The sequence below is a fragment of the uncultured Chitinophaga sp. genome, from assembly GCF_937898475.1.
In the GTDB taxonomy this organism is placed as follows: domain Bacteria; phylum Bacteroidota; class Bacteroidia; order Chitinophagales; family Chitinophagaceae; genus Chitinophaga.
Window position 1 is genome coordinate 1 of the sequence record NZ_CALEJS010000015.1, and the last position, 14,554, is coordinate 14,554.

Below are 14,554 nucleotides of genomic sequence, written 5' to 3' on the forward strand. Positions count from 1 at the left end.
ACTGTGTTAAAGGTCATAATTTTTTAACCTTTGACACAGTTTATTTTACAGTCTCTTTCAAAGCCGAAAGTGACAAATAACAAGGGGAAGGCGCTGTTGCCGCGCCATTCCCCTTCGCCCCTTCCCGGCAGGGGTTTCAAACAATGTAAAGTACCACTGCTAACTCCTTTTGCTTTTCATACTTTCTTTAAGCACCTTACGCCTTCTTTCATAAATACGCTGTCGCAGACCGTTAAGCTGCGAGGATAACCATTCGCTTAACTCTTTAGGCGCTTTCACTTCATTCCAATGATCCTGCCTTGTGGGCGAACCAGGTCAAATATTCGTCAAATTTGATGAGAATGTATCAGTTCACCCAATAGTTTATCGCATTGGACCAGGACGCGTCAGTTGGAGGGAGTAATTAACTGCCTGTGGCGCCCTTTTTTTAAAAAACACCAAATATAATCTAGGGCCACTTATTTCGAACTCTCTCCAGCCGCTTTCAGGCAATTCTTCTTCACCATAAGGACAGGTATTTGGTTATTATTATGTAATTTTGCAACGATAGGGAGAAAGAGTTAAAAAACGAATAGAAACGGCTTCAGCCAAAAAATCTGACAGGAATTTGACTGTTTTGATTTACAAATAATTGAAAACCAGAGCGCTTTGATTCCTGTTCTGGGCACCAAAGATGAAACCCGCTCTTAGAGCGGGTTTTCTCGTTTTGTAAAGTGATGTTTTTCGTGCGAAATTACTACAACACCAAAACCTCACTACAATATTCCCAACCCGAGAAGAAGATTATCCTTTACGACCTTGATTCCATCGACGAATATTTAGAGGAAAACGCCAAAGAGAGATTTTAATAAAATAACGTATTAGACGCCATAGATTTTTGCAGAGACTGAAGAGAGGCTATTTGATTCCTATGCAAAAATCACGTAGGGAGTGGCGGTCCAGCCTTTTAATACTGGTAGATCCTGGACTTCCTTTGGTATACTGCCGTCAATAAATTCAAACTTACACACAGTTTTCCACCCATGTGGAATCTCCTCTAAGGGGAAGAAAAGCTGTTGGCTTACGTTTCTTAATATAATCTTGCAATTAAATTCTTTATGATCATCCAATGTTTTTATTTTCGTAAAGCAATGCCCAACGGGAATATCATATTCTGAATATGTGCAAAAAAGAACTAATTCATTCCCTTTTAAACTTTCACTGTTCAAAGGTTTATAGAAATTCGCTTGCAGCTCCTTGCTAACTTTTCCAATAACTTTTATCCAAATTTCCGCCATAATTAATTATTTGATTTCAATGATGAAACTTGTTTATAGAACTCGTCTATTTCGTTTTGTGTTAATTTACGAGTGTTTTTTATAACGGTACCGATCTCACTGTTTGATACTGAAGGAAGCTGTCGGCTTCTTTAAACAGCATGCGGCGGAAGCGCTGGTATTGGGATGTACAGAGCTGTCTTTGCTGGGCAGGGGTGATTTTTGCGACGGCATGCTGTTATTTGATTCCACAGAGATCCTTGCCCGTGCGCTTATCCGGGAGGCTACCTGTTGAAGGCTGCGGCCTAGTGGCGCTTCCGGAATTCAAAGTTCTTTGACTTTAGGTATCTGTGATCAAAATATTGTACCAGGAACAGGAACAAAAGACAGGTACCGATGATCCATTTATACCTGGTAAGGGAAAGGAGGAATTGTGAATTGTATTTTTTGTCAATGAAAAGCATCAGGACTACTGCCCCGAACAGGCAGAGCAGGATAGCGCCCGCCATCGAGAGCGCGAGCATCCTGTTTTCCCTGCGTTGTCTACGCAACTGTACCTGCCTGGTTACCCTGGCAGAGAAATCCATCGGGAGTCCCTGGGGGATATTTTTTCCCAGCATCCGGTAAAGCTGCTGGTAGGCCTCCAGCTCATGAGCGTTCGCTGTTTGCCGCAGGTGTTCCCATGCCTCCATGTTGCCTTCATCCAGCAGCCGCTGAATATGGCTGTCTCTATCTTCCTTCATCGGTCTCTTTTTTTAGATAGGTCTGAAGTTTGTCTTTTAATAATTTGCGGGCCCTGAAAAGGTTTGTTTTTACGGTGCCTTCCGGCAGCCCGGTGATCTCCTCTATTTCCTTGTAGGAAAATTCTTCCAGGTGAAACAGGGTGATAATGATCCGGTACTGCATGGGCATCCTGTCGATCAGGTATTTCAGGTACTCCGATACATCTTTCCGGACCAGGTCCGTTTCCGGGTTTGTTTCTATTGTCAAGAGGTCGCCAATATCGTCTGTATGTATAGAGCTACTGGCGTTCCTGTATATTTTCAGGTAGTTGATGGTCGTAAAATAAGCAATTCGCGAGATCCATGTCGAAAGCCTGGATTTGAAATTGAATTGAGACAAGTGCTTGTGCACCTTGATAAACACATCCTGGCAAATATCTTCGGAGTCTGCCTGATTATTGGTAAGGCGGTAAGCAATATGAAAAACCAGCTTTTCATATTGTTTGATCAAAATATCAAAATGCCGAAGGTCGCCGGCAAGTATTTTGCGAACTAGCTCTTTTTCATCAACCATTATACAATTAGACAACTGCAGACAAAAAATGTTTCAGAAAAAGGGTTTAAAATACAGGAATAGGCCAATCGCGGAATTTTAAAAAAAGTATCACAAAATTGAAACATCCGGCGTCCTGCCCTTGTCTATTTTGTAAAGTACCCAAATTCCTGAATATTATGAAAGATCTCGTATTTCTTACCCCCATTGTGCTGGTGATCATTATTGGTGTGATAATAGTTGCCATTTGTAATTACCGGTTGAGGAAGCGCGTGCTCGAAGCAGGCCCGCTGGATGATTATGCGCTGAAATTCCTGGCTACCTTGTCCACAGGAAGTTCCGAACTGCTGAAATGGGCGATCATTCTTTTCTTTGGCGGGCTTGGGCTTATTGTGCTGGAGTTCCTGCCTTACGGCCTGAATGACTCCCCTTTGCCTTACGGTGTGCAGGCCGTTTGCCTGGCCGCTGGCTGCCTGGTCTACTTTTTAATCAGCAAAAAGAACAAGGCGCAGTATTAATATAACTACAGATCCCTGAATTAATGTAAAACCCTGATTGCGTTTTATGCTAAAAACATCCATTATTTTGTTCGCTGTCTGTTACCTATCGGCAGTGCTCCATACTGATGCAAAGTGTCAGGCGCCTCCCGGCAAAGACTCATTGCGCGGAACCGTGCTGGACTCCGCTACCCGGAAACCGGTGCCGTACGCCACCGTCATGATCCTGGACGACCACGATGCGGCGTTGAAAAGTGTGATTGGTGGCAGCGACGGCTCTTTTGCCATCCCGGCAATGGCCGCATCCCGGCAAAAGATCGCATTCACTGCATTGGGATACAAGCCCAAACAAATCACGGTCAATCTTTCTGATCCTGCTGCTACAGTCAGTATGGGGCCCATATTACTCCGGTTCTCCAGTACAACGCTCAAGGCCGTAGAGGTGGAAGCCAGAAAGCCCCTTATAAAACAGGAGATAGACGGTATCAGCTACGACATACAGGCTGACCCCGACAGTAAGGTGAACAGCCTGTTGGAGATGATGAGGAAAGTGCCCCTCCTCTCCCTGGATGCAGATGATAACATCCAGCTGAAAGGTAGCTCCAGCTACAAGATCCTGATAAATGGAAAGCCCTCCAGCATGACGGAAAGGAATCCCAGGGAGGTGCTCAGGAGTATGCCGGCATCCACCATACAACGCATAGAAGTGATCACCATCCCTCCGGCAAAATATGATGCGGAAGGGCTTGTCGGGATCATTAATATCATCACCAGCAAGAAAATAGCGAACGGCTATACCGGTACGGTCAATATCAGTGAGCGCTTCCCTGCAGGAGGGCCGGGCATGGGGGGATCATTCGATCTCAAGCTCGGAAAGCTGGGGATCTCCGCTTATGGTGGCGGAAGTATATCCAGGGTTCCGCAGACACTGGCATCCATCAGCAGGAACACATTCGAAGGCATTCCCAATACCCTGCAACAGGATAATCTCACCACTAACAAGAACCGTAACGGGTACCTGGGCCTCGAGATCAGCTACGAAATAGACAGCCTTAACCTCATCTCAACACAGATGAACATTAATGGCGGGCATACAGAAGAATCCCTGCAACAGCGCTCTCTCCTCGCTGACCATTCCGGTGTTCTCCAGCAGTATAGCCTGCTGAACAACAATACCGGCAATGGGTCCGGGAAAGATGTGGCAGTGAATTATGAACGCAGGTTCAAAAAAAACAAGAACCAGTTGCTTACATTCTCCTACCGCTACTATACCTATGGAAATGATAATCATAGTAATATCAGCTTGTGGGATCAGGTAGCTTATCCCTTGCCGGATTACCGGCAGATCAACGAGGCTAATTTTTCAGAAAATACCTTTCAGGCAGATTATGTTCATCTTATCAAAAAGATCAATCTCAACATTGAGGCGGGCATAAAGGGTATTCTGCGGGATAACAGCAGCAATTTCCAGTACCAAGCCTTTGATGATACGCAGGGAAAGTACAGGGTCGACTCCTCGAAAAGTAACCTGTTCAACAATACGCAAAATGTGCTGGCGTTCTATAACAGCTACCAGCTCAATATTAAGGACTGGGGATTCAGGGCCGGCATCCGGCTTGAGGGAACCTACATCAAAGGCGAGTTCATTTCAGGGAACACGAAAGTAAAGCAGGATTTCCTGAACGCCATTCCCTCGATAGCGATCAGCAGGAAATTCAAAAATTCAACAAGCCTGAACCTGGGATTCACACAGCGTATCCAGCGCCCGGGCATCTACCAGCTGAATCCCTTTGTTGACCGTTCCAACCCGAACATAGAGATCACGGGAAACCCGGATTTACGACCGATCACCGGAAACGTAATACAAGCCGGTTACAGCATCAGCAGAAAAGTGTTCCTGAACTTTGGCGCCGACTATACTTTTTTCAAAACACTGATCAACCAGGTATCCGTTTTTGATCCGGAAACCAATATCACCAGGATAACGTACCAGAATACAGGCAGGGCGAGCCTGATCGGGGCAAACGCCAGTATGAACTGTCCGATATCAAAAGGATGGGACCTGAGTATCAATACCAAGGCTGCTTATGGAAAGGTGGATGGTGTAAGCGGAACTGAGCCCATCGAAACATCCGGTATCATGTATGCCCTGTTCGCGTCTTCATCCTACGGCTTCGGCGGAGGCTGGAGGGCCAGCGCCAGCTGTAGCGTAAATGGTAAAGGCATCTCCCTGCAGAAAGAGACCAATGGCTATACCAGTACTTCGTTCAGCCTCTCCAAACAACTGCTGAAGAACAAGCTTACCTGTGCCGTTTCTGTAAATAACCCGTTCAATAAATACCGGAACGTGATCACCGACATAACAGGCCCCAACTTCCTGCAGAGAAATACCAATGAGAACTACTTCAGGAATTTTAATGTCCGGCTTAACTGCAATTTCGGCAAACTGAAAAAAGAAACAATCCAAAAGAACAAACGAGGAATAAAGAATGATGATATTTCCAATTAACTGGTAGGCCATTCTGCATATTATAAATTTTTTTTGTCCATTTATGAAAGACTTATCTTTTTTGAAACCTATATCTGTTAGATGAAAGCGACGTATGGGCCGAAACAAGGACGGCGGCTATATTGTTTACGACCGTATACTGCCCGAAACGGATATGTTGCTTACTTATGCTTGACACATCTTCTTTTTCAATGAGGGAGTGGATGTTAAAAAGTCAGCGCGATACGACACGATGCAACATCATATGGAGAGATTTCCTGTTCTGGGCACGGTGATATTAAATTACTTAAAAAGGCTGCAGTTGATGCGGCCTTTTTAAGTTTAAGTTCTTTTACAAGCAAAAAGCAGTTATAATCGTTTACCGTGGAAAACGGCGCCTTATGATGCCTGACTATTTCAAAGAAACAACCTTGGCTCTATGTTTTCTTCCCCAATTAATCATTTCCTGGATGATTTTTCCGAAGCTTTTACAATACGCAGTAGGTTCATATTCGACGAGAACAGGACTTTCGTCATATACGGTTCGCTTAACAAGTTTATTCATTTCCATATCCTTTAATTCTCTCGATAGCATACGTGTTGTAATACCCGGAATGCTCCGTTCTATCTCACGAAAACGCCTGTTGCCGTTACATAGCGAATTTATCACAGGGATACGCCATTTTCCGCCTATAAAGTAGAGCGTGTCCTGTAAAGCCCGTAATTCTTCTTCCTGGTTTCTGGTAATTGCCATATGGTAGTTGGTATACTCTGTTATACTGGTTACAAAAGTATATCATTGTTTTGATAGCTTCGCAAAAAGTTTAAGGATATGAGTACTTTAATAAACAAGGTAGCCATTGTAACAGGCGGCAACAGTGGAATAGGTTACGCAACCGCAAAAGAATTTGTCGCACAGGGTGCAACAACAATCATTACCGGAAGGCGCAAAGAAGCCGTTGAAAAGGCTGCACAGGAAATCGGAGCCATTCCGTTTGTCGCTGACCAGGCAAATTTACAGGACTTAGATCTTCTTAAAAAAGAAGTGGAAGATCAGTTTGGCAAAGTTGATATCCTGTTCATAAACGCCGGAATTACGGGGACGCTTGGTCTAATTGAAAATGCAGGTGTGGAGAATTTTGACCAGGTAATGAACATCAACTTCAGAGGAGCTTATTTCACATTAAGTAAATTTATTCCTCTCCTGAATGATGGTGCTGCTGTTGTTTTCCTGTCGTCTATCGTAGCTTCTACTCACCGTCCAAACAGTTCAGTTTACCAGGCTAGTAAAGCAGCGCTTAATTCAATTGCTAAAACAGCAGCGGCTGAATTGGCTCCAAGAAAAATCAGGGTAAACATTGTGAGCCCCGGACCTCATAAAACAGAAGTACTGAACAAAGCGGGATTAGATCAAACAACCATTCAAAATATACAGGAACAACTCATAAACGACATTCCATTAAAAAAAATGGGGGACGCTGAAGATATAGCAAAACTTGTGGCTTATTTCTGTGGAGAAAGCGCCAATTTTACAACCGGGGCGGAATTAATCGTGGACGGCGGTATGACATTGTAATAAGAGTAAATGTCTGAAAGGTAAACGAATAATAACATTATACAATACGACGATGTGGACAAAAGAAGATATGCCTGACCTGACGGGGAAAACAGCGCTATTATTGCCATTACCTGCTACACACTTTACATGTAGCAGGTAATGGCAACTTATTGTTGTTAACTCATAACAACACTTTCTTCGTCATCATATCCACATTTCCAAAAGTTACGGTGCCGGTGTAAATACCGGGAGGCACATTTACGGGTTCCGTAAAAACATTCCGGCCTTTATACAACCGGAACTGGCGCCTGAAGATCACTCTCCCCATGATATCCCGCAGGGTGAAATCTCCCGGACAGTCAGTGCCCGATAAAATAACGATGTTCAGTTGCTTGTTCACAGCAGTGAGCAAAAGATCATTGTTGTGCTCTTTAGCCAGCAGCTTTACTTTCTCTGACAGTATCAGGTGGTTGTCCCGGTCTGTCGTAGTGACCTGGTAAGTATTGACTCCGGAAAGCGGTTTGTGATCCACAAAATTATAAGTCTTCGTCAATGGTCCTTTGTAATCTGCCCTCACTTGACCGATGGAAGAGGGGAGGTGTGTACCATCGTACCGCAGTACTTCAAAATAAGCCCCCGGGTTTTCATTAACAGCCTGCCATTGCAGGATCACCTGCCTGCGGCGGAAATTTGCCTGCAGTGCGATAATCCGGGCACAGGAAGTTAAGGAGGCATCTTCACTTTCAGCATAGCCGCTTACCCATAGAATGTCTTCCGTTGTACCGGCGGTAGAACGGCCAATAGCGGTAGAGCCAGTTGTTGTGTTGGAGCCATTCGTGTACAGCCGGAATGTAACCGTAGTACCACCGGGCAGGTTTTGCAGTTCGGGGATCTTCGACAGGTCCACGTGCGGCATGAATTCTCCTTCCGTATTGGCGGCAATGGCTAAGGTGAAGGGGGCGTCTGCTTTGTAGAAATCGGTACCATTGAGACTATACTTCCAGTAATACACTTTAGCCCCGCCGCCTGAAGCGCGGAGCTTAAAATCCAGGCCATTTAAGCTTAATTTCTGCCCGGGTTTGGCAATGAGGCTGAAACCAAAATACATGTTGTTCGCAATAGCAATAGCCGTATCTGCCAGGTTGGAGCTGGAGGCGGTGGTGGTTAAGGAGGCAAAGGCCCTGGCAAGGCCGGTGGCATTCAAACCGGCGCCACGAACCAGGCTGGTTGCCGTAACGGCGCTGTCTACCGTAGTGGGTGCAATATCCGTTTCATTTCCAGCGGTTGCAGGGGTAGCAAACTGCCAGGCCACTAGTTTTTCCGGCGTGATAACGGGAACGGCTGCTCCGTTTACCGCCAGTACATAATCCGTGGTGCTGGATGTGGCCGATCTTCCAAATGCCGTAGTGGCGGTGGTGGTGTTGGAGCCATTGGTATACATCCGGAAGTAAACGGTCTGGCCTGCAGCGATTTCCTGTAAGGCCGGGATACCCGACAGGTCGATGGGCGCCTGCGCATCGCCTTCATCAGCAGTGCCGCCAGACAATACCCGCGGGTTGGCGATCTTTTCAAAGTTGATGCCATCAAAACTGTATTTCCAGTAGTATACTTTTGCACCGCCGGGAGATACTCTTAGCTTGTAATTTATGTCACTGAGAGATACCTTGTACCCGGGATGAACACCGATACTAAAAGTATAATACATCTCCTGCGCAATCGCTGTTGCCGTATCCTCAACGGCTGCTGTAGTGGGTATGCTGGTTAAGGAAACAAAGGTACGGTGCAGCACAAACGGCGCTCCGGCAGTATCGGTTGCCCGCAGTCCGGCGCCACGTTGTAAAGGTCCCACATTTAAAGCGGCATCAGTTAAGGTAGCGGCAGCTGTTGCTTCACCGCCGGTCCTTAATGGGGTGGCAAACTGCCAGGCCGCCAGCGGTTGTTTGCTGGCGGTATCTTCTGCAATACCACTTACAGTGAGCGCGTAATCATCGCTTGTGCCGGGGCTGGAGCCGCCAATTCCTGCTATGTCTGAACTACCATTCATCCCGTTAACATACAATCTGAAAAAGATGGTCTTATCCGGTCCTATATCCTGCAATTCAGGATAAGCCGACAGATCTACCGTTGCCTGTGAAGTTGACTTAGCGGCATTAAATAAGTAGGATTTTGACAAATACCTGAAATGCACGCCATCGAGGCTGTATTTCCAATACCACAGCTTCAGGGTAGATCCGGTAGATAGCAGCCGCGCATCAATTGTTGACAAGGAGATCTTTTGTGATGCTTTGGGTTTTACGGTAAACTGGAAGTACAGGTTGTTATTGATGGCCACCGTCGTGTCAGACGCATAGAGCGTTGATGCCACCGAAGTCGTAGCGCCATAGCCGCCGGGTAGCGATACACTTCCTGCGCTGAAACCCGCCCCTCTTTTTAAGGTAGACACGTTCACCGCTGCATGGTGTAAACTGGAATGAACGGAGTCTTCTGCACCTGTACTTGCGGGGCTTCCAAACTGCCAGCCCAGTAAGGGCACGGTTTTTTTAGCAGGGCCTGCATTCTTACGTTTATAAATGGTAAAGTCATCAATATCCAGCCGCCCGTTGTTAGCGGTGCCCAATCCGAATTTATTGATCCTGAAACGTACATTCCCGGGAATGTCCATGATAAAAGTGGCTTGTTGTTTATTCAGCTGGTGGGTTGACATGACAGGCCCTATAGCGGTCCAGGTAAGTCCCTGGTTGATGGAATATTCCAGTTGCCATTTAGATACGCTGTCAGCTGCATAGGTACTATGCTGCAGCGTTACTTTGGAAGCGCCCTCCGTAACATCGAAGTTCATTTGTAAGTAAGCGGGCGCGGTGTTGCGGTCAATGATCCTTATCCCGTAGGTGCCGCTGGTGGGCTTGTCGTTCGCCGAGCTGCCGCCCATAATGGCGTTGTTTAAAGTCCAGCTGCCTGTTCTGAAGGTCACCGTGCCGTTTGCATAGGAAGTTTTGAGCGGATCGGGGTTCTCAAAATCTTCGGGAAACTGCGGGTATAATGCGCCCAGCTCATTCTCCTTCTGGTCAAGCACCGCCATCACGGCATAGTGATCTGAGGCGGTATGCCCGTTAAAAAGATCCAGTAATACATCGTGCTCATAGGCTTTCCAGGTACTGGTGGCAAAAATATAATCTACAATAGTCCGCTCTCTTCTGTCAATATTAAAACCATTGCCTGTTCCGCGTTCTTTCTCATGATCAATGACTGCCAGGTTTTTCGTATCCTTCAATAATACGGAATTGTTCAGGGTAATATAATTGGGATCCCATTGCGTGGTATTAAGATCGCCCATCAGCAGGGTAGGGGTACTGCCTGCGATATCGTTGATCTTTTGTAAGATCAGCTGAACACTGTTGGTGCGCGCAACTGTTCCAACGTGGTCAAAGTGCGAACAGAAAACATAGAAATTCAAACCCGTTAACTGGTCAGTAAACTGCGCCCATATACATATGCGCGCAAATTTGGCATCCCAGCCCTTCCCGGGAAGATCCGGCGTTTCTGACAGATAGAACTGTCCATGTGATTGCAGGGTGAGGCGTTGTGTATTATACAACAGGCCTACCTGGAGCGTGGCGTCAAAACCGATGCTGTCAAATCTTGGCAGCGTATCCACCAGGTAGCCGGCCATCGATGGTAAGGTTTCCTGGAGCCCGATAATATCCGGTTGATATTTTTCAAACTGCGAAACCACCATCAGTTTCCGGTCTGCCCAGAGATTACCTGTATCGGTAGCGTTATCGCCCCGCAGGTTGTAGGTGATGGCATTCAGCCTTTGTGCTTTTGCTGCCAGCCCCCACATGGAAGTCAGCAACAGGATAGAGATGAAATACTTCATGGTTTAGTGATTTAAACAAGGGTATTATTATCTTTTAATGCATCGTAACTACAATGTTTTGCACACCTGTTGCTGTCCCGCTGATCTTAAGCTCCTTTTGTTGTACACCGTTGATCGTAAATGATGCTACCCGGCTTCCGTTTCCCCGGATGGCCACATTGAGGATGGCCTTTCTGTAGGGGATAGCCGTGATGCTTAATTTGTGTACGTTATCTGGCAGGAAGGGCTTTATGTATAAGGCGTCTTCTGAGAATGTAAATCCCAGCAGGCCGTTGAACACCATCCGCAGGTAAGCGGTTGCAGACCAAGTCTGGTTTTTGAATGATGTCCAGTGAATGTCTTTCTCCGTTCTTCTGCGTTGCCAGCCGCCATCGGGTATGCCGGAATCAGCGTTATAAATTTCACGGAAGTTATAGTTGCCCTTATCTTCATCCAGGGCCAGGTGGACCAGGTTGTTTAATTCGCGGGTGAAGATGTCATGGTTGTTAGTGTGGATGGCGGCATCGGCGAAGAAACCGTTTACCATCGGCCAGACTACCACGTTATGCCTGCCGGGCTTTTTTGCATTGTACCGCGCAAAAGCGGGTGTAATGGAAGGAATGCCATGTGCGGACGTGTTGGCTGCTTTTATTACTTCAGCGCTCTCTTGCGGGTCAATAATGCCGAATAAGACAGCAAAGGAAATGCCCAGCGCTTCCTGTGAACGGTCAACGTTTCCCTGGCTATCCACCAGGTAGTAAAATTGACGCTCCTTTGCATTGTAAAGGTGTTGCAGGATCTGTGCTTCCAGTGCGGTTGCCTGTTGCTCATAGCTTTGCTGCTGTCCGTCTTTCAGCAGGCGGCTCATAGCAGCAAGCGCCTGGTAAGCGCCGAAGTAAACGGCATTGGTGCTTAAACATTTGATGGTCTTTGATCGTTCATGGTCAAGCACAAAGGACGAACCGTTCAGGCTATCATATACGGTTTCCGGGTAACCGGCTATCCCGTCGTTAAACACAGAGGGCCCGGTAAATAACCCGTAGCTGCTGTCATAAGCGCTTTGCTCCAGTGCTTTCATGGTGTTTGCGGCACACCTGTAAGCTGCTTCCAGGAACACCTTATCGCCCGTTACCTTATAGTGATGTAAGGCCGCTATCGCCCAGATGATCTTATCCCAGTACTGGTGACCGACCGTATCCTTTTTTACGGTAACGCTCCATAATGAATTGGCGGCTACCTGCGGTCTTAATAAGCTGGCGCAGTTCCAGGAGTTGATCGCAATATCCCTGGTCCATTCGCCGCCGTAATCGCCGCCGGCAGCCAGCACGCCCCGCCGCACATTGATGTCTACGGTGTTCACCGCCAGGTTAAAGGCATCCACCAGCGCCGCATTATCAGCACTGATCTTTTGTGCGTGTACCGCAAGCGGCCCTGCAAAGTTTATCAACAGGCATAAAACGGATAGTATGTTTCGCATTACATTTTATGTTGTGAATGATTTTAAAATTGATGATCGTCTTCCATATTGCTTAGCCAGCCTTCGGGCGAAGCGTTCGTTTCCGGTTGAGCGGAGGCCGTAATTTCCAGTTTGCCGCCCGCCATTATTTCCTGGTGGGTAAGGTAGATCCGGTTCAGCGCTTTGCCGTTCAGCGTTACGCTTTTGATGTACTTATTATCCGGCCCGTAGTTTTTAACCGTTATCTCAAATGGCTGCTTGCCGCCAGGATGTATCTTCACCGTTTGCAGCAGGGGCACATTTAAATAATAAACCGGCCAACCCGGACAAGCGGGGAAAATGCCGCAGGCGGCGAGGATATACCAGGCAGACATGGCGCCGGCGTCATCATCCATGGTGCGGATGTAGGCTTTGGGCTCGTTCTTGTAAACTCTGTCTACAAAAGGATCAATACCCCTGCTGTTGTCGTTGAAGTAGTATTGTACCACGGTGTCTGCAGTAAAGCGGTGCACCAGCTCCTGCGACTTCCACGGCTGCCCGGCTGCATTGTACAGTAAGGGCGCCTGCAGATCCGGCTCATTGGCATGATTGTACAGATCGTTGTTGAAGAACTGGTTCAGCTGGCTAAGAAAGGCGGATGTTCCACCCGTAAGATCGATCAGTCCTTTCACATCAAAAGGCACAAACCAGCGATACTGCCAGATCGTGCCCTGGTAAAGGTTGCGCGCCTGCACCTTGTCTACGTCTTTTGCGTCCAGGTTCTTGAAATCCTTTAGCCAGTATTTTTTGTAATCGCGGGCCTTTTGCAGGTAGCTGTCATGCTGTTCCTCCTTTTTAAGGATCTTTAATATCTCTGCAAATGCCCAGGTATCATAGCTGGATTCCAGCGCCTTGTCGGGCTTCGAGAAATCAAGACGATCTGTTTCACTGGCCAGCGAATCGAGGATCAGGTCAAACCTGAAGGGGTAACCCTTCCGGTAGGCATCCAGCAAGACCACTATAGCATGTTCGGTCCGCACCGTATTGCTGGGCTCTGTCGGGGTAGCGTAATCCTGTTTGCCGGCTGTATACAGATTAGCCAGGGAGCTGACCATTCCCTTATATTTTTCGGGCCAGCCGATGGAAAGCAGGGGCAGCTGCGTACGGTAGTTGTCCCAGATGGCCCAGCCGTTATACATGGTGTCCCGGCTTTTCTTTTCGATGCCGTCTGTACCGCGGTAAGTGCCATCCGTTTCAGAGATCTGGTAAGGCGACTGTAGTGTTCTGTACAGCAGGGAATAGAACAATTGCTGTTGCGCCGTATCCCCGCTCACTTCAATCTTTCTTAACATCCTGTTCCAGGCCTCATGGCTTTCTTTACGGAGCTGGTCAAATGTGCCGGGAAAGAGCGATGATCTTGCATAATCAATACTTACAGCAGACATGCCCACCCTGATCTCAGCCGGATCATTTGCAGTATGGAACAGGGCTGTCAGCTGGTGCGCGGAGTTTTCCGTCCAGGTAACCGCCTGGCTGAACTCCAGGTAATAGTACAGTTTATAGGTCCCTGCATTGCAGGTGGTGCGTGCTGTGATCCAGCCGCTTAAAGTACGATCCGTGGTGAAATGTTCTTCTGCTACGAATTTGTTGGCTAAGGTATGTGCAAGATCAATGAAATAGCCGTTTTTCCCGGCAGGAAACTGGTAACGGTGCATACCGGTTTTTTGTCCGGCAGCTGATTCCGCCACAATGTTATTGGTAAAGCTGACCTGGTAGTAGCCGGGCGTGCCGGACTGCTGAACCTTGATCAATGCTTTATCCCCATCTGCTGCAATGAAAGGCCTGATTAAAATATTGCCGCCGCTTCCCCTGCAGCCCACGCCCTCAAAGCGATGATGTGTAAATCCCAGGAAACGTTTTGCCGCATACTCATAGCCGGTGTGGGTAGCGGGATACGTTTGCGGTCCGATGCTGAGCATACTGAATGGATAGGATGCCGCAGGGGAGAGCTGGCCATGATCGCCCGATGTTCCTAAGAACACATTGACACTTGCCGCAGGATCCAATGCTGCACCTTTAGCAATACCATGACTGCTTGTCCGCTGCGCATCAGCCATACTTACACCTGAGGATAGCAATATGGCGAGGAAATATTTAGTGTGTCTCATATGCAAAGCGGTTACCCGGCG

At 47.3% G+C, this 14,554-nt stretch carries 11 protein-coding genes; 4 read left to right on the forward strand and 7 right to left on the reverse strand.

Features of this window, described 5'->3' with window-relative positions:
* Positions 1 to 908: 908 nt before the first annotated feature.
* Positions 909 to 1,277: a hypothetical protein gene (locus Q0577_RS07200; RefSeq protein WP_298734180.1), complete on the reverse strand. Its 369-nt coding sequence runs from the start codon at positions 1,275 to 1,277 to the stop codon at positions 909 to 911.
* A 103-nt stretch (positions 1,278 to 1,380) separates the two neighbouring features.
* Here Q0577_RS07200 and Q0577_RS07205 point away from each other — a divergent pair, with 103 nt between their 5' ends.
* The gene (locus Q0577_RS07205) at positions 1,381 to 1,551 is read left to right on the forward strand and encodes a hypothetical protein (protein ID WP_298734182.1); all 171 of its coding nucleotides are present in this window, start codon (positions 1,381 to 1,383) and stop codon (positions 1,549 to 1,551) included.
* Between the two features lie 10 nt (positions 1,552 to 1,561).
* On the opposite strand, the gene Q0577_RS07210 is transcribed toward Q0577_RS07205, so the two are convergent.
* Positions 1,562 to 1,999 carry a hypothetical protein gene (locus Q0577_RS07210; RefSeq protein ID WP_298734184.1) on the reverse strand — a complete coding sequence of 146 codons (438 nt, stop codon included), beginning with the start codon at positions 1,997 to 1,999 and terminating at the stop codon, positions 1,562 to 1,564.
* The gene (locus tag Q0577_RS07215; RefSeq protein ID WP_298734186.1) at positions 1,986 to 2,552 is read right to left on the reverse strand and encodes a sigma-70 family RNA polymerase sigma factor; all 567 of its coding nucleotides are present in this window, start codon (positions 2,550 to 2,552) and stop codon (positions 1,986 to 1,988) included. Before Q0577_RS07215 ends, Q0577_RS07210 begins: the two co-directional genes overlap by 14 nt.
* Before the next feature lie 158 nt (positions 2,553 to 2,710).
* Here Q0577_RS07215 and Q0577_RS07220 point away from each other — a divergent pair, with 158 nt between their 5' ends.
* Both Q0577_RS07220 and Q0577_RS07225 read left to right on the forward strand, forming a co-directional pair.
* Entirely contained in the window at positions 2,711 to 3,049 is a 339-nt protein-coding gene (locus tag Q0577_RS07220) for a hypothetical protein (RefSeq protein WP_298734188.1), read from the forward strand.
* 46 nt (positions 3,050 to 3,095) lie between these two features.
* Positions 3,096 to 5,537: an outer membrane beta-barrel protein gene (locus Q0577_RS07225; protein ID WP_298734190.1), complete on the forward strand. Its 2,442-nt coding sequence runs from the start codon at positions 3,096 to 3,098 to the stop codon at positions 5,535 to 5,537.
* Between the two features lie 391 nt (positions 5,538 to 5,928).
* On the opposite strand, the gene Q0577_RS07230 is transcribed toward Q0577_RS07225, so the two are convergent.
* Positions 5,929 to 6,270: a helix-turn-helix domain-containing protein gene (locus tag Q0577_RS07230; protein ID WP_298734194.1), complete on the reverse strand. Its 342-nt coding sequence runs from the start codon at positions 6,268 to 6,270 to the stop codon at positions 5,929 to 5,931.
* A gap of 78 nt (positions 6,271 to 6,348) precedes the next feature.
* On the opposite strand from Q0577_RS07230, the gene Q0577_RS07235 reads away from it, so the two are divergent.
* Positions 6,349 to 7,092 carry an SDR family oxidoreductase gene (locus Q0577_RS07235; RefSeq protein WP_298734196.1) on the forward strand — a complete coding sequence of 248 codons (744 nt, stop codon included), beginning with the start codon at positions 6,349 to 6,351 and terminating at the stop codon, positions 7,090 to 7,092.
* A 163-nt stretch (positions 7,093 to 7,255) separates the two neighbouring features.
* Here the strand turns inward: Q0577_RS07235 and Q0577_RS07240 are convergent, their stop codons facing one another.
* From Q0577_RS07240 to Q0577_RS07250, 3 genes are read right to left on the reverse strand one after another with little or no spacing between them, the layout of a single operon-like run.
* On the reverse strand, positions 7,256 to 10,951 hold the full coding sequence (locus Q0577_RS07240) for an endonuclease/exonuclease/phosphatase family protein (protein WP_298734198.1): 3,696 nt from the start codon (positions 10,949 to 10,951) through the stop codon (positions 7,256 to 7,258).
* Between the two features lie 34 nt (positions 10,952 to 10,985).
* Positions 10,986 to 12,407, reverse strand: a complete 1,422-nt coding sequence (locus tag Q0577_RS07245; RefSeq protein ID WP_298734200.1) for a hypothetical protein — start codon at positions 12,405 to 12,407, stop codon at positions 10,986 to 10,988.
* A gap of 23 nt (positions 12,408 to 12,430) precedes the next feature.
* Positions 12,431 to 14,533, reverse strand: coding sequence for a glycoside hydrolase domain-containing protein (locus Q0577_RS07250; RefSeq protein WP_298734203.1), 2,103 nt, complete (start codon positions 14,531 to 14,533; stop codon positions 12,431 to 12,433).
* Positions 14,534 to 14,554: the final 21 nt, after the last annotated feature.